This is a genomic window from Polaribacter uvawellassae (genome assembly GCF_039748955.1).
Classification (GTDB): Bacteria; Bacteroidota; Bacteroidia; order Flavobacteriales; family Flavobacteriaceae; genus Polaribacter; species Polaribacter uvawellassae.
In genome coordinates, this window is sequence record NZ_JBDIZN010000001.1 from 775,516 (window position 1) to 792,869 (window position 17,354).

Consider the following 17,354-nt stretch of genomic DNA (forward strand, 5'->3'; position numbering starts at 1 on the left):
TTTATTCGTATTGCATACAACTATTATGATATAGTGAGTTTTAATTTATTAAAACAGAACTTAACGAAGTTCGTTAATTTTTCTAAGAAAATCAAGTTTTTTATTCTTTAGCTCCCAAATTAAATACCCATAAACGATTGAATATTCTAATCCAACAAACCATAAGTTTTCTTTCCAAGGAAGATTTGCATAGGCTTGATAACTTAAAATAATGACCAAACTCCAAACAATTGGAAAACGATATTTGGTAAAAACAGACAACAAAATCAACGTTGCCAAATACCACGGATGCATCGTTGTTGTTGTAAAATAATAAAATGACAATCCGAATAATAACACAGTAATGAGTTCTTTCGGATTTTTATTTTTTCTAAAAAAAGTAATGATTCCTAAAAACACAATTGTTAAAATAGGAATGATTTTTCCAATAACAGCAATTTCATTATAACCTCTAAACAAATATCCAATTTCTCTAAAAATATAATAGAAACTTGCATTGAATTCGAAGCTTCTAAACCACAATCCAACAGAATTAAAATAATTGTCAATCAATTCTGAATTGTTAAAAGGTAGAAAAAGTAATATAGTTGTTGAGAAAATAATTATGTAAAACACAACTAGTTTTGTCATTCCTGCGAAAGCAGGAATCCATAGAAACTTTTGTTTAGATTTCTGCTTTCGCAGGAATGATAAATAATTCCAAATACTTTTAGTTCTAGACTCCGCTCGAACTGACAAAGATTTGTCATCTCGAGCGGAGTCGAGAGATTTTTTCACAAACCATTGATAAAACAACGGTAAAAACAACAAAGGAATTAACTTCACAGAAATAGAACACGCTAATAATACTGCAGCCCAAATCCATTTGTCATTGAAAAGCAAATACAAACTCCAAATTAAAAAGAACAATAGCACTGGTTCAAAATGGATGTTTCCTGTTAATTCAATAATTATAAATGGATTTAAAGCATATAAAAAGATATTGTGAATTGGCAATTGTAGTTTTTCTAAAATCTTTTTTCCGAAGTAGATAATTCCGATATCAGCTAAAATTAGTTGAAGTCGAAAAACAATTACAGCACCTAAAATACTGTTGCCCGCTAAAAGTGCCGCGATGTAAAAACTCAATTGATTTAACGGAGGATAATTGGTGTAATTACTTCCGTTTAAAGTTCCCATTCCGGCATACAATTCTGCTGCTTGATGTACTGGAAACTCTTGTTGATTGATAAAGTTTTCCGGCAAATACAAATACGGATTCAATCCTTCAAATAGCATTCTTCCGTCCCAAATAAAGCGGTAAAAATCTTGTGATAAATTGGGAATTGAAAACAAGAAAATCAACCGGAATAAAATGGATAAACCAGTTAATAATTTAAAATTTTCTTTTCCTTTTTTTAAAATATAAAAGGATGTTGCAAATAGCGAAACATATAAAAAAAGCACCATTGAAAATTGTGTTCTTTCTACATAAAATGCAAATAAAAAATAGAGGATAATAGTAAGAGTTACTGCAATTATAAATCCTGTATTTTTTCTGCTATAAACCATTATGCTTTAGAAAAAATAGATTTAAAAAACACGTAGCCAAATCCTAAAAACAACATCAAATGAAAAGGAAACAAACCAAAATCTCCACCTTCATTTCCAACTACAAATGCGCTATACATTCCAAATGCAAAATACAAGGCTAACAATCCTTCTAAAATTACATGAACAGATATTTTTTTAGAAATGTATTTGTTGTTTTTCCAACTGTCTTTTAATGAGTTAATATTGAATTTTGGTGTTCTAATAAAATCACTTTTTTTACCAAAATGTCCTTCTAAAACAGCAATTGAGTTGTGTAAAGAAAATCCCATCGCAATAGAAAAAAAGGTAAAAAAAGTAACAATGTATTTTAAGAATTTTTTAAATCCGCCACCATAAATACTTTTAAACATAAACCAATAACAAATAAAAAAAATGAGTGAACTTATTACAAAGAAACTCATCAAATAAAAGTAGTTTTTTAAATGTGCATAATCATTTTTAATATACAACATGGGCACGCTTAAAACCGCTACAATTAACACATTTAAAAACATTGTGCTATTTAATAAATGTAAAATTCCGTGAATTTTTGTTTTAAAACGAACGTTTTTATTAGACAAAACTCGTTTTGCCATTTTCTGAAAATTTTCTGCGCCGCCTTTATTCCATCTAAATTGTTGCGATCTTGCCGCGCTAATAACAACAGGCAATTCAGCCGGAGTTTCTACATGTTCTAAATATTTGAATTTCCAGTTTTTTAACTGCGCTCTATAACTTAAATCTAAATCTTCAGTTAATGTGTCGCCTTCCCAATTTCCAGCGTCGTAAATACATTCTTTTCGCCAAACGCCAGCAGTTCCGTTAAAGTTGATAAAGTGATTTTTACTATTTCTGCCGACTTGTTCTAAGGTAAAATGTGCATCCAAAGCAAAAGTTTGGATTCTTGTAAGTGTAGAATAATTTCTGTTGATATGTCCCCAACGTGTTTGTACAACGCCAATTTCTGAGTTTTTGAAATACGGAATGGTTTCTGTCAACCAATTTTCTTTTGGTAAAAAATCTGCATCAAATATGGCAATAAATTGGCCTTTTGCACTTTCTAAACCTTCTTTTAATGCTCCAGCTTTAAATCCTTTTCTGTTGGTTCTTTGGATGTGTTTAATGTTGACTCCAGATTGTTGAAGCGCTTCAATTTGTTTTTTAGTTGACACAACAGATTCATCTGTAGAATCATCCAACACCTGAATTTCTAATTTGTCTTTTGGATATTTTAACTTTACAATGTTCGTTAACAACCGTTCCATTACATACAACTCATTAAATACAGGAAGTTGAATGGTTACAAACGGAATTTCATCAGAATTAGAAAAATCGAATTTATCAGAAATGTCTTTATTTTTTTGCGCTTTTAAATAATTGAAAAGCAAGTTGAGTTGTGCAATGGCGTACATAAAAATGAGCACCAAAGCAATCGTATAAATCGCTATAATTATATACGCAACAACAATCATTTAAAACTATATTTAAAAATCCAACCTAATATTTTAATTCCCGCCATCACACTTCCTTTTACAGTTCCAGAAACTTTAGAAACGCCAATTCTGTTTCTGTATTTCATCGGAATTTCTACGTAAGTCAGTTTTTGTTTCAGTGCTTTTAACTGCATTTCAACCGTCCAGCCGTAAGTTTTGTCTTCCATGTTTAAGGCTAATAATTTGTTGTATTTGATTGCTCTAAACGGACCTAAATCTGTAAATTTTGCTCCGAAAAAAAAATTCATTAAAAACGTTGCTAACCAATTCCCGAAGACTTGTTGCGGAGTCATAGAACCTGTTTCTCGTAATTCTTTTACTCTTGCGCCAATTACAAAATCGATATTATCATTGATAATCGGAGCAATAACTTCTGTTAATTGTTCTGGATAATCAGAATAATCACCATCTAAAAAAACAATAATGTCTGGTTTTTTATTAGGATCTTTGAACGAAGTCGAAGCGATATAATCCATTCCTTTTAAACAGGCAAAACCATAACCTTTTCTATTTTCTTGTAAAACCGTTGCGCCAGCATTTTTGGCATTTTCTTCTGTGTTATCTGTAGAATTGTTGCTAATCACAATAATTTCATCAACAAGTGATGGAATATCATGAATTACATTCGCAATAGAATCTTGCTCGTTAAAAGCAGGAATGATGACTTTAATAATTGACATTAATATTTTTTAAGTTTCGGTAAAAATACGATTGTTTCTTTGTTATTTGTCGTTGATCAATTTCATTAAATCAACATCATTTCCTAATAAAATTTCTGTCGGATTGATACGTCCATCTTCTGGTCCGTTTTCTAATTTTAAAACGCCACGTGGACAAACAGCAGAACAAATTCCGCAACCAACACAACTAGAACGCACAATATTTTCTCCTTTTTGAGCGTACGCTCTTACGTCAATTCCTTGTTCACAATACGTAGAACAATTTCCGCAAGAAATACATTGTCCGCCATTTGTGGTAATTCTAAAACGAGATTTAAAACGTTGTACAAATCCTAAATAAGCAGCTAACGGACAACCAAAACGACACCAAACTCGATTACCAAAAATGGGATAGAACCCAGTTCCGATTACGCCAGCAAACCAAGCTCCAATTAAGAAACTATAAGAATCTTTTATCCACTGCGAATTGATTCCTAAAAAGGATTGTGATCCTGTAAAGTAACAATACAATGTTACAGCGGTCATCACTAAAGAAAAAATTAAAACCGAATGAATGATCCAGCGTTCTAATTTCCATGATTTTAACGTTTTACTAGAATGTTGTCTGTACGGATCGCCCAATGTTTCTGCCAATCCGCCACAACCACAAACCCAAGAACAATACCAACGTTTACCGAAGAAATACACCATTACAGGAACTATAATTAAGGTTAACACAATTCCCCAAACTAAAATAAAAAGTCCAATAGATCCACTACTTTTTAAAGCTTCTAGATTCCATTCAAAGAAGAAATCATAATCTAACGGAAAAGCATTTTTAAAATCATATCCAGGCATATTTAAGCTTGTCATAATTTCTGGAATTAAAAAAGCAAAGACAATTTGAAAAAATAAGACAGAAGTTGTTCTTATAATTTGATATTTATTGTGTCGGTATTTGATGTACATTCTTGTTGCCATCACCAACATAATTACAGAATATAAAAACCCGTACACAAACCATTGAGAAGCCAAACCGCCGTTAAAAAATTTACTAAGCGGATCAAAAATGAATGTCCAGTTTACAATATAATCTGGTAGAAAGTATAAAACGAGGTAAAAAGAAACCAAATAGACAAGTACCAACCATGCAATCCAACCACGATTTGTACTCGATTCTAAATAAATTCCGTTGTTTTTAATTCCGGCTTTTCCTAATAAAATAGCGTTTGGTAAAATAAAAAGCAACGCACCAAAAATTGCCAAACCAAAAGTAAACCACCAAAATAAAACCGCATTTTCTTTTACAAAACCATTGCCTGCAATTTTTGCCAATTCAAAACTTAAAGTATGCGGTTTTCCGTAAATTTTATATTGATATTGTTCTCCTTTTTTATCCCAATTTTTTTCTGAATCGTATTTTGCAATTAATGCATCATAATGATCGTTTGAAACTTTAAATGCATTTCTAACACGACTAGAAAATTCAAAGATGTTTAAATCTTCTGAAGTGACAATTGCTTTTTGTAGTTCGTCTTTTATCAGTTCATTTTTAAAGTTCTTCTCTTTGATAAAAACATCTAATTGATCAGAGTTTAATTGAAAAGAACCTGTAAAAATAGTTCCAGTAAAAACTGCCAACCCGATTAAAAAGAAGACTAAACCTATGTTTTTTATTATTTTCATAACTATTATGCGCTAAAAATTCTTTTCCAGCTTTTCTTTTTCAGTTGGATGTTTGTATTGTTTTCTCGATTGAATTTTGCTACAATTTCTGCTTCGTGTAGTTTGTAAAACTCAGGATCAAAATTAGCATCTGCTAAATGCTCTAAGACATCATTTACAGATTTTTTTTCTGTGAGAATTTTATCAAAAAAGGCATGTCGCATTCTAATTCCGAAGGTGTTAATTCCGATAAATTCTCCAGTATTTTTATCATAATTGATATGAATACATTTTTTACCTTTTTTATGTTCCCAATAAAAATGAGTTTCATTTTCTTTTGGTTCTGCCCAAACCCAACCATAAGTTTGATATTCAATATCAAAAAACTTTGCGGAGTTAAACCAATGTCCGGGTTTGTATTCAATTCTATTCCCACAAATTGTTTGCGCAACGGTTTCTCCCATCATTCTACCAGTGTACCAAACCGCTTCAATTGGTCTTCTTTGTCCGATTGCTTCGTGTTGTTCCGCGCAATCACCAATGGCATAAATATTTTTAATATTGGTTTCTAAAAAGCGATTTACTTTTACACCACGACCAATTTCTATACTTCGACTACGCTCAGTAACCGATTCAGAGTTTTTTAAAAAATCTACATTTGGCGAAACTCCTGCGGTTAACCCAACAACATTACATTCAATTTCTTCACCGGTTTCAGCAATAATTACGGATTTTACATTCCCGTTTTCATCAGCAATAATTTCTTCTAAATTGACTCCTAATCGTAAATCAATATGATTGTCTCTAATTTCTTTATTGATAATTTCAGATTCTTCTTTTGGCAATACATTTCTCCAAAAACTTTGTTCTCTAACTAAAAAAGTAACCGGAATATTTCTGCTGTGTAACATTTCTGCCAATTCAATTCCGATTAAACCACCACCAACAATTACAGCACGTTTACACGTTTTATTATCGGGCGCAAATTTTTCTAAAGTTTCTAAATCTTGCTTGTGATACATTCCAAAAACGCCATTTAAATCTTGACCAGGCCAACCAAATTTATTTGGTTTAGAACCAGTTGCGATTATCAGTTTGTCGTAATTTAATTTTTCGCCGTTAGAAAATTCAAGTTCATTTACATCAGAATTTACTTTTGATACAAATCCTTTTTTAAGATTGATGCGATTTTTTTTCCAAAACCAAGATTCGTACGGTTGCGTATGTTCAAATTTTAGATGTCCCATATACACATACATCAACGCAGTTCTAGAAAAGAAATACTCGGCTTCTGCAGAAACTATCGTGATTTCTTTGTCAGAATTTTTTCTAATATGTCTTGCGGCTGTAACGCCAGAAATTCCGTTTCCTATAATAACAATGTGCTCCATAAATTTCTTTGTTGGCTATTCTGTCGAGTTGTAAGTTACAAACTTAATATAAGATTCTAATTTATAATCAATTCAGATAAGTAAACTATTTTTAATTACCGTTTGCTATTTATTTTATCAAAAAAACATACTTTAGAAGAATGAAAATCACGAATTTTATTTTTCTTTTGGTATTGCTATTTTCTTGTGCGAAACCACATCAACAAGAAAAAATAAATGGAATTAGTTTTGTTGCTTCAAATGCTGCAATTGATACAAAACACGTTGAACCAGTTGTAGCAGTAAATGGAAATTTTGTTGCTTTAATGCCTTTTGGTTTTTTTAGAGATTTAAAAAACCCGAAAATTAGATACAATTCACAAAGACAATGGTTTGGTGAAACTAGAAAAGGATTAGAGCATTACGCAAAAGAGTTTAAAAAACGAAATATAAAAATTATGATGAAACCACAATTGTGGGTTTCTAGAGGTTTATATACTGGTTATATTGATTTAAAATCAGAAGAAGAATGGAAAATTTTAGAAGATTCGTATGAAGATTTCATCTTAGAATTTGCAGAAATTGCTCAGAAAATGAATGCAGATATTTTATGTATCGGAACTGAATTAGAAAAATTTGTATCGAAAAGACCTGCATATTGGAATCAATTAATTACAAAAATTAAAAAGATTTATACAGGAAAATTAACATACGCAGCAAATTGGGACGAGTTTAAAAGAGTGCCTTTTTGGAGTGATTTAGATTTAATAGGAGTTGACGCTTATTTTCCTTTAAGTGATAAGAAAACTCCGACGGTTTTAGATTTTGAAAATGGATGGAAACCTCATAAAGCATCCATCAAAGAAGTTCAACAAAAATTTAACAAGCCAATTTTATTTACAGAATTTGGTTATAGAAGTATCGATTTTAACGGGAAAAAACCTTGGGAATCAAATAGAGTAGAAGGAAATGTAAATCTTGAAGCTCAAAAAAATGCAACGCAAGCAATTTACAATCAGTTTTGGAAAGAAGATTGGTTTGCTGGCGGATTTTTATGGAAATGGTATCATAATCATGAAGATGTTGGCGGAGAAAACAACAACAGATTTACACCACAAAACAAACCAACAGAAGCTTTGTTAAAAAAATTATATGAAATTAAATAAAACTTAAAAAAACTCAAAACATGATAAATGTTATAATTTACAAGATATCAATAACTTAAATTTGTTTTTATCCAAAATTATTTATCATGAAAAAAGTTATTGTTCCTATAGATTTTTCTGAGCATTCCGAACACGCTCTAAAAGCTGCAGCACTTTTAGCAAAAAGAAATACAATAGAAATTGTTGTATTGCACATGTTAGATATTAACATATCATCGTTAAGCGAAAGTGCAAGTGATATTCAAGCACAATCTGTTTTTTATTTAAAATTAGCAGAAAAAAAATTTAAAACCTTTTTAAAGAAAGATTATTTAGAAGGTTTAAAAGTAACACCAATTATAAAGCATTACTTATCATTTAAAGAAATAAATGAGATTGCAGAAGAAGTGAATGCAGATTTAATAATAATGAGTTCTCATGGCGCAACCGGAATGAAAGAATTTTTTGTTGGTTCTAATACCGAAAAGGTTGTTCGGTTTTCAGATATTCCTGTTTTAATTTTAAAAGAAGAATTGTTCGATTTAAATTTTGAAGACGTGGTTTATGCGTGTGATTTTTCTGAAGAGTCAATTCCTGCTTACAAAAAAGCATTAAAATTGATGGAATTTTTTAAAGCAGAATTGCACTTGTTGTATGTGAATACGCCAAATGACAAGTTTAAAGCTTCATCTGAAATGCAAGAAATGGCGGTTCATTTTTTAACTAAAGCAAACCAAGATATTAGTAAGTTAAAAGAAATTACTTTTGAATGTGATTATACAATTGAAAAAGGGATTTTAAAATTTTCTAACTTGATAGGAGCAGATTTAATTGCAATTAGCACAAATGGTAGAAAAGGATTGTCTCATATCTTTAAAGGAAGCGTTGCAGAAAATGTAAGTAATCATTCTATGTTGCCAGTTATTACTATTAAGATATAGATTTCTTTTTTTTGATTTTATTTTTTTGTTTCTTCTCTAATTTTTATTGTAAATTTGTAACCAATGTATAAGGTTGTGTAATATGGTTTCAAAAGAATATTATTCTTTAAATGAAGTTTCTGAAATTTTAGGAAAAAGTAAAGAAACACTTAGGCGATGGGATAGAGAAGGTAAATTTTCTGCTGTTCGAGAGCCAATAAGTCAATATAGAATTTATAAAAAAGAACAAATTAATGACCTTTTAAAACAATTATCAATTGATTACGAAGATACAGTAGATAATTCTGTAACTCCAAATAATGAGTATAAAGTATTAGAGTTATTTGCTGGTGCAGGTGGTTTAGCTGTTGGTTTAGAAAAAGCAGGAATAAAATGTATCGCCTTAAATGAAATTGATAAATGGGCTTGTCAAACATTGCGAGAAAACAGACCAAATTGGAATGTTTTAGAAGGTGATATTAAATCATTTGATTTTTCTGAATACAATAACCAAGTAGATATTGTTACTGGTGGTTTTCCTTGTCAAGCATTTAGTTATGCAGGGAAAAAATTAGGATTACAAGATGCAAGAGGAACACTTTTTTATGAATTTGCAAGAGCTGTAAAAGAAGTGAATCCGCTAATTTGTATTGGAGAAAATGTTAAAGGATTGTTGTCTCACGAAAAAGGAAAAACAATTGAAGGAATGATTTCCATTCTAGATGAAATAGGTTATAACGTAGTTCCGGTTAAAGTTTTAAAAGCAATTAAATATAAAGTACCTCAAAAAAGAGAACGTGTAATCTTAGTCGGAATTAGAAAAGATATTGATATAAAATATGAATATCCAAAACCACATAATAAAATATATAATTTAATTGATGCTTTAAAAAAAGGAGAATTATATGATTCTAATGTTCCGAAGTCTGAAGGTTCTAAATATCCTGAGCATAAAAAAAATGTATTAGATTTAGTTCCTCAAAAAGGTTATTGGAGAAATTTACCTTTAGATATTCAGAAAGAATATATGGGAAAAAGCTTTTATTTAGGTGGAGGAAAGACAGGAATTGCTCGTAGAATTGGTTGGGATGAACCTAGTTTAACACTTACGTGTAGTCCAGCGCAAAAACAAACAGAAAGATGTCATCCAGAAGAAACACGACCGTTTACAGTAAGAGAATATGCAAGAATTCAAACTTTTCCAGATGATTGGAAGTTTATAGGTTCTGTTTCTCAACAATATAAACAAATAGGAAATGCTGTTCCGTGTAATTTAGGACAAGAAATAGGATATTCTATTATTAAGTTTTTAAATGAATATTATTTAAGTTTGTCAAAACCTAAATAGTAACTGTAGTTTTCAAAAGTAATTTCATCTAAAACACCTCTCTTAGATTCTTTTGAGCTTTTATAAATTTCTTCAAGTGCAGAATTACTTTGTGCTGTTTTGTTTTCTTGATTATTCAAATAATCTGAAATTGCTTTTGGTAAAATTTGATATAATTCAAATAAGGCATTTTCTTTTCCAGAAAGTAATTTGTAAAATTGATCTCCTGAAATTTTATAAACTCTACTGTGACTATATTCTTTTCCATTAATTTCTCCGAACCATTTTTCGTTGAAGCTATTTTTAGCTAAAACTTGCACCCAATAACATTTTGCATTTTTATATGTGTCGGCATAATTTGCTAATTTTTGAAACAAACTTTCTGCAGAACTACTGTTCATCGTATTGTGTTTGTTTTTTATGTCAGCAAACAAAGTGTTGTCATTTGCTTTGATATCAAAACCACTTAACTTTCCTATTTCAAATCCATTAATTCCACCTAAGATTTCTTCGTGAAAAGTTCCAATAGAATTATTTGTAGATTTATCTATTTGTCGATTTATTTCAGTTTTAATCAACGTTTCTTCATCTAAATTATTAAACTTTGCATCAAAAGTTAATTTGATTGTATCAATCTTGTTTTTATAGAACTTCTTTTTACTCACATTTGCTTTCGCTTTCAAATATGATTTGTGAAGGTTTTCAATACAAGAAAATAAGTGTTCGTCAGATATAAAACTTAAATAAGTGTTTTTCATTTTTTAAATTCAATTTATTTATGACTAATTTAGAAATTATAATTGATTCTAAATTATTTTAATCAACTCTTTAAATAAAGTAATCATTTTTGGCTCTGCATCCCCAGCAACAGCAATAATTTCGGCAATATCTACAGGTTGTAAGTTTTTTGGATCACATTCATCTGTTAATACAGAAATTGCAGCGCAAGGCAAGTTTAATTGTTTTGCAACAATTACTTCTGGCACAGTGCTCATTCCGACTGCATCCGTTTCTAAAATTTGCAACATTCTATATTCTGCCCTTGTTTCTAATTGCGGACCAACAACACTTGTGTAAATTCCTTCGTGCAATTGGATGTTGTTTTTTTGAGCAATTTCTTTCAATTTATTGTTGATTTTTATTGAATACGGTTCAAGCATATCCGCAAAAATATTTCCAAATTCATTGGCATCTTTAAAAGCTAAAGGAGAACTTCCTTGTAAATTGATATGATCTTCAATCAGCATTAAATCGCCTTTTTTATAATTTAAATTGATGGCACCAGCTGCATTTGAAATCAATAAATTTTTAATTCCTAAAGCATGCATGGTTCTAATTCCGTACGTTACTTCCCACAAATTATAACCTTCGTAAACATGAAAACGACCTGACATAACAACCACTTTTTTGCCAGATAAATTTCCGTATATTAATTTTCCAGAATGAAACTCTACAGTTGCTTGTGGGAAATTTGGAATATCTGCATAAGCAATTTCTTTTTCAATGTCGATTTCATCAACCAACTTTCCTAAGCCAGTTCCTAGTACAATTCCGATTTCTGGAGCTGTAATTCCATTTACTTTTAAATAATTTAATGTTTCTTGTAATTGCTGTTTTTTCATATTCTGGCTGAATTTATTTCAGTATTTTTTTATTTTAAAGCTGTGTCTTTTATTTCAATAATTTTTTGAATCTTCGGGTTGTTTTTATAGAAATCAGAAGCAATTAAGTCTTCAAAAGTATCAATGTCGTTTAACGTTTTCATCAACCCAACAGTTTGTTTTTGTGATTTTAATTCAGCTAAAGTTACATTTAATAAATCTGATTGACTCCAAGGCTTGTCTTCAAAAACAGATGGAATCATTTTAGACAATCCAATTAAATAATAACCGCCATCTTCTGCTGGTCCAAAAATTACATCATTGTTTTCTAATTTTTCAAAAGCTGAATCAATAATTTCTTTAGAAATATCAGGTAAATCAGAGCCAATTAATAGGATGTTTTCGTAACTATCATTAAAACCACTTTGAAAAGCATTTTGCATTTTAATTCCTAAATCTTTTCCTTCTTGTATAAATTTTTTACTGCCTTTCCATTTTGATGAAATTATGACATCAGAAAAATAAATGTATTTGTCAGCTGTAATATTAGAAGTTGATTTTTCGGTGATATTGACCAATTCTGAATAAATTTTAAAAGCACCAACATCTCCAATTGTTTTAGCCAAACGTGTTTTTACTTTGCCTAAGATAATGTTCTTTACAAATACAATAAGCAAATCATTTTTTTTTCTAGTTCTTTTCTCTTGATTCTTTTTATCACTCATGAATTTAAACTTCTTACTTTTTTCGCTACTGATTACTGGTAATTGTTAACTGAAACTGATTTACGCAACAACTCCTTGGCAACTACTTCCTGCGCCAGCAGTACAGCCATAGCAATGTTGATTGATAATTATATTTCTATTTTGCAACAATTCTTCGTTGTATTCAGCAATGTGTTTAACGCTAGAGTTTATTTTTAAATTTAACATCTGATTGAAATCACAATCGTATAAAAATCCGTCCCAACTGATAGAAATGGTATTGGTACACATTACATTTTCTACCGCCAACGGATTGTATGCTTCAACCAAAGCAAACATATAGTCTTCATAATTTTCTGAAGCAATTAAATAATCTAAAAACCTGCTGATTGGTAAATTGGTAATGGCTAATAAACTGTGAAAAACAATATTAAAATCTTCTTTCAAAGCTTTCTTAAAATCATTTTCTAAGGCTTGCTGATCTCCTGGTAAAAATGCGCCAGACGGATTGTAAACTAGATCTAATTTTAAATCGGAATTTTCAATTCCATAACCAACTTCATTCAGCATTTGCAATGCTTTGATTGATTTATCAAAAACACCATTACCACGTTGCTTATCTGTTTTTCCTCGTGTATAATGTGGCATCGAAGAAATTACATGTACGTTGTGTTTTTTAAAAAATTCTGGTAAATCGTGGTATTTTTTATTGGCTAAAATGATGGTTAAATTAGAGCGGACAATAAAATCTTTAATTCCAACTTTACTTGCTTCTTCTACAAACCATCTAAAATTCGGATTCATTTCTGGTGCGCCACCAGTTAAATCCAACGTATGCGCTTCTGTTTTTTTGATAACATCCAAACATTGTTTCATCGTTTCAATAGTCATGATTTCTTTTCTGTCTGGACCAGCATCAACGTGACAATGAGAACAAACTTGGTTGCACATATAACCCAAATTAAGCTGTAAAATTTCTAATTTTTTAGGACGTAGCGGAAACTGATTGGTTTCTTTTATTTTGTTTGCAAACGTAAGTAATTCACCATCAGCAAAAATCCCGTTTGATAGAATTTCTAATTGACGTTCTGTATTTGCTAAATCGTTATTTCTTGCTTGAAGAGATTTTTTCATGTATGTTGATTCAGTATCTTTTTGTCTCCTCGAGCGGAGTCGAGAGGTTAATTAGGTCTCGACTCCGCTCGACCTGACAAAATAGGTTTGTATCTAGTTTTAGCCGTCTAATTTATTCACTTTATTCATCATTTGAACACCGTGAACTAACGTTGCTCCACTTTTTATTGCAGCACCAACATGAATGGCTTCCATCATTTGCTCTTTGGTAATACCTCTTTGTAAGCCATCTTTAGTATAAGCATCAATACAATACGGACATTGTTCTGTGTGTGCAACAGCCAAGGCAATCAATGATTTTTCTCTTGCTGTTAAAGCACCTTCTTCAAATACTTTTCCGTAATAATCAAAGAATTTTTCACCAAGTTCTTCGCTCCATTCTGTAATATTTCCAAATTTCCTTAAATCAGCCGGGTCGTAATATGTTTTCATATAATAGGATTTGTGATTTTTTGTCGTAATAAAAAGTAATTGTATACAAAGTTAATCGGTAATTTCTTCTCCTGGTTTTAAATTGAATTTTTTTCGAAACCAAAATACAATTATATAAAGAATTGGTGTGTCTAATGCGGCAATGCAAATTTTAAAAAGAACACCTCCAATTAATAAACCTAAAAACTTGTTCCAAGCAATAATTTCAAAAAAACAAAGCAGTGTTAAAACGGTAAAAGTATCTATAAACTGTGATGTAAATGTTGAGAAATTATTTCGCAACCAAAGGTGTTTTCCTTTGGTTAATTTTTTCCAAAAATGATACACTCTAATATCAATAAATTGAGCAAATAAATAAGCCATCATAGACGCAAATACAGCTAACGGTGCAGCGCCAAAAACATTTAAAAAAGTTTCATCATTTACTTGCGACCAAGAAGTTGCTGGAACTTGTTTGGAAACAAAAATGATTAACAACGAAAAAAATGAAGCAAATATTCCGGCAATTACTACTTGATTTGCTTTTTTCTTTCCATATACTTCGGATAAAATATCAGTAATTAAAAAAGTGATAGGATAAGGCAATAAACCAACTGATAACTCAAATAGTTTTACATCAAAAATAGTAATATCAAAAGGATACCAATAAAAGAATTTTTGAAAAATTAAATTAGAAGTAACCAAAGAAGCGATAAATAGTGCTGCTAAAATCAAATAAATTAATTGTGCAGAAGATTTTTGTTGTTCGGTCATTGAACGAAAGTAAGAATTTAGTTTGATTTTAAAAATTTGTATGTTTGCAGAACCAAATAAAGAATAAAAAAGAAGTACATGAAAGCATATATTTTTCCAGGTCAAGGAGCACAATTTTCAGGAATGGGATTAGATTTATACGAAAAATCTACCATAGCACAAGAGCTATTTGAGCAAGCAAATAAAACTTTAGGTTTTGCAATTACAGACATTATGTTTGAAGGAACCGCAGAGCAATTAAAAGAAACCAAAGTTACACAACCAGCTATTTTTTTACATTCTGTAATTTTAGCAAAAGTAATGGGAGATTCTTTTCAGCCAGAAATGGTTGCAGGACATTCTTTAGGAGAATTATCTGCATTGGTTGCAAATGGTGTTTTGTCTTTTGAAGACGGATTAACATTGGTTTCTAAACGAGCTTTAGCAATGCAAAAAGCGTGTGAAATTGCACCCTCAACTATGGCTGCAGTTTTAGGATTAGATGATAATGTAGTTGAAGAAGTTTGTGCAGCAATCGATGGAGTTGTAGTTGCTGCAAATTATAATTGTCCTGGACAATTGGTGATTTCTGGAGAAGTTTCTGCAGTAGAAAAAGCCTGTGAGGTTTTAACTGAAAAAGGAGCAAGAAGAGCTTTGTTGTTGCCAGTTGGCGGTGCATTTCATTCACCAATGATGGAGCCAGCAAGAGAGGAATTAGCCGCAGCAATTAAAGCAACAACATTTAGCGAACCAATGTGTCCTGTATATCAAAATGTTACTGCAAGTGCAGTTACAAATCCAGAAGAAATAAAGAAAAATTTAATGTTGCAGTTAACAGCACCTGTTCGTTGGACGCAATCTGTACAAGCAATGATTGCTGATGGAGGAACAGAATTTATAGAAGTTGGTCCAGGAAAAGTACTACAAGGATTGATGCGTAAAATTGATAGAAATGTTGCTGCAAGTGGAGCTTCAATTGAATAAATAAAAATGTGATAAATAGAAAATCCCACTCAATTAAGTGGGATTTTTTTGTTTATTTTGAAAGAACGCAGTCCTCACAATCTTTAATTTCACCGTAATACGTTTCTCTGTATTTGTGAAGAGTTTCTAGAGGAATAATGTTTAAAAACATTTTTTTAATGTAGGTAACTCTTGTGTGTAATCTTCCCATTTGTGGAGTAAATCTCTTTTCTAAACGGGTTTTTCTTTTAATTTGAATCAGTTTCATGTTGTCTTTTATCATTAAATTAATATGATGCAAAGATATGAAGATGGATAGGTTATGTCAATTTTTAAATGTTAAAACATTAATTTTCAGCTCATTAATGTTGTATTGAAAATTATAAGGCTTAATTTTTACGGATATGCTAAGTATATCCGTTTTTATTTAAGTATTTACAATGTTAAAATGGTAAATTTTATCAATAAATGACAGAAAAAAGCTAAAAGACATACGAAAATGAGTAAAAAATGAATAAAAATGGCATTTTTTTATTAAAACCATTTTTTCTTTTTAAAATAATATAACATCCCAAGTGCTATAATTGCCATAACGCCTAACATAATAAAATAACTGTATTTATAATGTAGTTCTGGTAGCACATCAAAGTTAGTTCCGTAAATACCAGCGATAAAAGTAAGCGGAATAAACACAACAGAGAACACTGTTAAGAACTTCATAATGTCATTTAATTTTGTGCTAACAGTAGTATGATATATATTTAATTGATCTGATAAGATTTCTCTATAACTATCAGAAATTTCTACTGCATGGTTGATATTGTTTTGTAGTTCTTTAAAATGAATGTGGTTTTTATTATTGATATAATCAGAATCAATTTTAGTTAAACTTAAAAGCATTTCTCTTGCCGGTAGAATATTTTTTCGTAAATAATTTAATTCTTTTTTATGAATGTTTATTGTTTCAATAATTGTTTTATTTGGGTTTTGAAGTAATTCTTCATCTAGGTTCTCGATCTTATTTCCAAGGATGCTTAAAATGTAAATATAATTATCAATAACTACATCTAGCAGTGCAAATAATAAATAATCTGGACCTGAGTTTCGTATTCTTTTCTTCTGTTTACGTAGACGATTTCTAACGGGTTCAAAAACATCACCTGTTTTTTCTTGAAATGATAATAAAACAGATTTGGTAATTATTAGACTTAAGTTTTCAAAAGAAATTAAATTAGAGCTTTCATTTATTTGAAGCATTTTTATCGATAAAAACAAGCAATTGTCGTTTTCTTGCGCTTTTGGTCTTGCATGTGTATTCATTACATCTGCAATAATAAAATGATCGAATTGAAAACCTTCTGCAATTTTGTGCATAATTTCAGTTTTATCAATTCCATCAACATTAAACCAAGTGGTAGAATTTTTTTCTTGGTAGGCTAAGGCTTCTTCAACAGAGTTAATAGGTGTTTCTTCTAAGTTGTTTTTATCATAATCAATAATTCTTAGAACAGTGTTTTCTGTCTTTTTTTTACCAATAAATATTAATTCGTCAGGAGAAGCACCAATTTCTTTTTGTTGCTTTTTTATAAATCTAGCCATAAAAAAATCAATTTAAGCATCAAACTTTAGTTTGATAA

Annotated in this window: 17 protein-coding genes; 4 read left to right on the forward strand and 13 right to left on the reverse strand. The window is 30.4% G+C overall.

Annotation, left to right across the window (positions count from 1 at the left end; all coding sequences use genetic code 11):
* Window positions 1-60: 60 nt before the first annotated feature.
* The 5 genes from ABDX67_RS03545 to ABDX67_RS03565 are packed head-to-tail and all read right to left on the reverse strand — an operon-like array spanning window position 61 to window position 6,780.
* Window positions 61-1,551 (reverse strand): MptA/MptB family glycosyltransferase, encoded by a 1,491-nt coding sequence (locus ABDX67_RS03545; RefSeq protein ID WP_347173579.1) that lies wholly within the window; start codon window positions 1,549-1,551, stop codon window positions 61-63.
* On the reverse strand, window positions 1,551-3,044 hold the full coding sequence (locus tag ABDX67_RS03550) for a cellulose synthase family protein (RefSeq protein ID WP_347173580.1): 1,494 nt from the start codon (window positions 3,042-3,044) through the stop codon (window positions 1,551-1,553). Before ABDX67_RS03550 ends, ABDX67_RS03545 begins: the two co-directional genes overlap by 1 nt.
* Window positions 3,041-3,745 carry a glycosyltransferase family 2 protein gene (locus ABDX67_RS03555; RefSeq protein ID WP_347173581.1) on the reverse strand — a complete coding sequence of 235 codons (705 nt, stop codon included), beginning with the start codon at window positions 3,743-3,745 and terminating at the stop codon, window positions 3,041-3,043. The genes ABDX67_RS03550 and ABDX67_RS03555 overlap by 4 nt, the downstream gene beginning before the upstream one ends.
* A 42-nt stretch (window positions 3,746-3,787) precedes the next feature.
* Window positions 3,788-5,410, reverse strand: coding sequence for a 4Fe-4S binding protein (locus ABDX67_RS03560; RefSeq protein WP_347173582.1), 1,623 nt, complete (start codon window positions 5,408-5,410; stop codon window positions 3,788-3,790).
* A 5-nt stretch (window positions 5,411-5,415) separates the two neighbouring features.
* On the reverse strand, window positions 5,416-6,780 hold the full coding sequence (locus ABDX67_RS03565) for an NAD(P)/FAD-dependent oxidoreductase (RefSeq protein ID WP_347173583.1): 1,365 nt from the start codon (window positions 6,778-6,780) through the stop codon (window positions 5,416-5,418).
* 140 nt (window positions 6,781-6,920) lie between these two features.
* On the opposite strand from ABDX67_RS03565, the gene ABDX67_RS03570 reads away from it, so the two are divergent.
* The 3 genes from ABDX67_RS03570 (at window position 6,921) to dcm (ending at window position 10,172) form a co-directional block, all read left to right on the forward strand.
* Window positions 6,921-7,925, forward strand: coding sequence for a glycoside hydrolase family 113 (locus ABDX67_RS03570; protein WP_347173584.1), 1,005 nt, complete (start codon window positions 6,921-6,923; stop codon window positions 7,923-7,925).
* 86 nt (window positions 7,926-8,011) lie between these two features.
* Entirely contained in the window at window positions 8,012-8,845 is an 834-nt protein-coding gene (locus ABDX67_RS03575; RefSeq protein ID WP_347173585.1) for a universal stress protein, read from the forward strand.
* Between the two features lie 82 nt (window positions 8,846-8,927).
* A complete protein-coding gene (dcm, locus tag ABDX67_RS03580) occupies window positions 8,928-10,172 on the forward strand; it encodes a DNA (cytosine-5-)-methyltransferase (protein ID WP_347173586.1) in 1,245 nt (414 codons plus the stop codon).
* On the opposite strand, the gene ABDX67_RS03585 is transcribed toward dcm, so the two are convergent.
* The 6 genes from ABDX67_RS03585 to ABDX67_RS03610 all read right to left on the reverse strand — a co-directional run bounded on the left by ABDX67_RS03585 (window position 10,145) and on the right by ABDX67_RS03610 (window position 14,775).
* The gene (locus ABDX67_RS03585; protein ID WP_347173587.1) at window positions 10,145-10,909 is read right to left on the reverse strand and encodes an Eco47II family restriction endonuclease; all 765 of its coding nucleotides are present in this window, start codon (window positions 10,907-10,909) and stop codon (window positions 10,145-10,147) included. The genes dcm and ABDX67_RS03585 overlap by 28 nt on opposite strands.
* Before the next feature lie 48 nt (window positions 10,910-10,957).
* The gene (locus tag ABDX67_RS03590; protein ID WP_347173588.1) at window positions 10,958-11,773 is read right to left on the reverse strand and encodes a purine-nucleoside phosphorylase; all 816 of its coding nucleotides are present in this window, start codon (window positions 11,771-11,773) and stop codon (window positions 10,958-10,960) included.
* Between the two features lie 29 nt (window positions 11,774-11,802).
* On the reverse strand, window positions 11,803-12,477 hold the full coding sequence (locus tag ABDX67_RS03595) for a TIGR04282 family arsenosugar biosynthesis glycosyltransferase (protein ID WP_347173589.1): 675 nt from the start codon (window positions 12,475-12,477) through the stop codon (window positions 11,803-11,805).
* 60 nt (window positions 12,478-12,537) lie between these two features.
* The gene (gene arsS, locus ABDX67_RS03600; RefSeq protein ID WP_347173590.1) at window positions 12,538-13,590 is read right to left on the reverse strand and encodes an arsenosugar biosynthesis radical SAM (seleno)protein ArsS; all 1,053 of its coding nucleotides are present in this window, start codon (window positions 13,588-13,590) and stop codon (window positions 12,538-12,540) included.
* Between the two features lie 99 nt (window positions 13,591-13,689).
* Complete coding sequence (locus ABDX67_RS03605) at window positions 13,690-14,022, reverse strand: arsenosugar biosynthesis-associated peroxidase-like protein (RefSeq protein ID WP_347173591.1); 333 nt, start codon at window positions 14,020-14,022, stop codon at window positions 13,690-13,692.
* Between the two features lie 51 nt (window positions 14,023-14,073).
* On the reverse strand, window positions 14,074-14,775 hold the full coding sequence (locus tag ABDX67_RS03610) for a queuosine precursor transporter (protein WP_347173592.1): 702 nt from the start codon (window positions 14,773-14,775) through the stop codon (window positions 14,074-14,076).
* A 78-nt stretch (window positions 14,776-14,853) separates the two neighbouring features.
* Between ABDX67_RS03610 and fabD the strand changes: the two genes are divergently transcribed.
* Window positions 14,854-15,738 carry an ACP S-malonyltransferase gene (gene fabD / locus ABDX67_RS03615; RefSeq protein ID WP_347173593.1) on the forward strand — a complete coding sequence of 295 codons (885 nt, stop codon included), beginning with the start codon at window positions 14,854-14,856 and terminating at the stop codon, window positions 15,736-15,738.
* Window positions 15,739-15,790: 52 nt separating this feature from the next.
* Here fabD and ABDX67_RS03620 read toward each other — a convergent pair whose 3' ends face one another.
* The gene (locus ABDX67_RS03620) at window positions 15,791-15,985 is read right to left on the reverse strand and encodes a hypothetical protein (protein WP_347173724.1); all 195 of its coding nucleotides are present in this window, start codon (window positions 15,983-15,985) and stop codon (window positions 15,791-15,793) included.
* 266 nt (window positions 15,986-16,251) lie between these two features.
* Window positions 16,252-17,316: a magnesium/cobalt transporter CorA gene (gene corA / locus ABDX67_RS03625; RefSeq protein WP_347173594.1), complete on the reverse strand. Its 1,065-nt coding sequence runs from the start codon at window positions 17,314-17,316 to the stop codon at window positions 16,252-16,254.
* Between the last annotated feature and the right edge of the window lie 38 nt (window positions 17,317-17,354).

Coding starts and splice junctions, on each gene's coding strand:
- ABDX67_RS03545 (WP_347173579.1), bottom strand. CDS start 1,551: ATGGTTTATAGCAGAAAAAATACAGGATTTATAATTGCAGTAACTCTT.
- ABDX67_RS03550 (WP_347173580.1), bottom strand. CDS start 3,044: ATGATTGTTGTTGCGTATATAATTATAGCGATTTATACGATTGCTTTG.
- ABDX67_RS03555 (WP_347173581.1), bottom strand. CDS start 3,745: ATGTCAATTATTAAAGTCATCATTCCTGCTTTTAACGAGCAAGATTCT.
- ABDX67_RS03560 (WP_347173582.1), bottom strand. CDS start 5,410: ATGAAAATAATAAAAAACATAGGTTTAGTCTTCTTTTTAATCGGGTTG.
- ABDX67_RS03565 (WP_347173583.1), bottom strand. CDS start 6,780: ATGGAGCACATTGTTATTATAGGAAACGGAATTTCTGGCGTTACAGCC.
- ABDX67_RS03570 (WP_347173584.1), top strand. CDS start 6,921: ATGAAAATCACGAATTTTATTTTTCTTTTGGTATTGCTATTTTCTTGT.
- ABDX67_RS03575 (WP_347173585.1), top strand. CDS start 8,012: ATGAAAAAAGTTATTGTTCCTATAGATTTTTCTGAGCATTCCGAACAC.
- dcm (WP_347173586.1), top strand. CDS start 8,928: ATGGTTTCAAAAGAATATTATTCTTTAAATGAAGTTTCTGAAATTTTA.
- ABDX67_RS03585 (WP_347173587.1), bottom strand. CDS start 10,909: ATGAAAAACACTTATTTAAGTTTTATATCTGACGAACACTTATTTTCT.
- ABDX67_RS03590 (WP_347173588.1), bottom strand. CDS start 11,773: ATGAAAAAACAGCAATTACAAGAAACATTAAATTATTTAAAAGTAAAT.
- ABDX67_RS03595 (WP_347173589.1), bottom strand. CDS start 12,477: ATGAGTGATAAAAAGAATCAAGAGAAAAGAACTAGAAAAAAAAATGAT.
- arsS (WP_347173590.1), bottom strand. CDS start 13,590: ATGAAAAAATCTCTTCAAGCAAGAAATAACGATTTAGCAAATACAGAA.
- ABDX67_RS03605 (WP_347173591.1), bottom strand. CDS start 14,022: ATGAAAACATATTACGACCCGGCTGATTTAAGGAAATTTGGAAATATT.
- ABDX67_RS03610 (WP_347173592.1), bottom strand. CDS start 14,775: ATGACCGAACAACAAAAATCTTCTGCACAATTAATTTATTTGATTTTA.
- fabD (WP_347173593.1), top strand. CDS start 14,854: ATGAAAGCATATATTTTTCCAGGTCAAGGAGCACAATTTTCAGGAATG.
- ABDX67_RS03620 (WP_347173724.1), bottom strand. CDS start 15,985: ATGAAACTGATTCAAATTAAAAGAAAAACCCGTTTAGAAAAGAGATTT.
- corA (WP_347173594.1), bottom strand. CDS start 17,316: ATGGCTAGATTTATAAAAAAGCAACAAAAAGAAATTGGTGCTTCTCCT.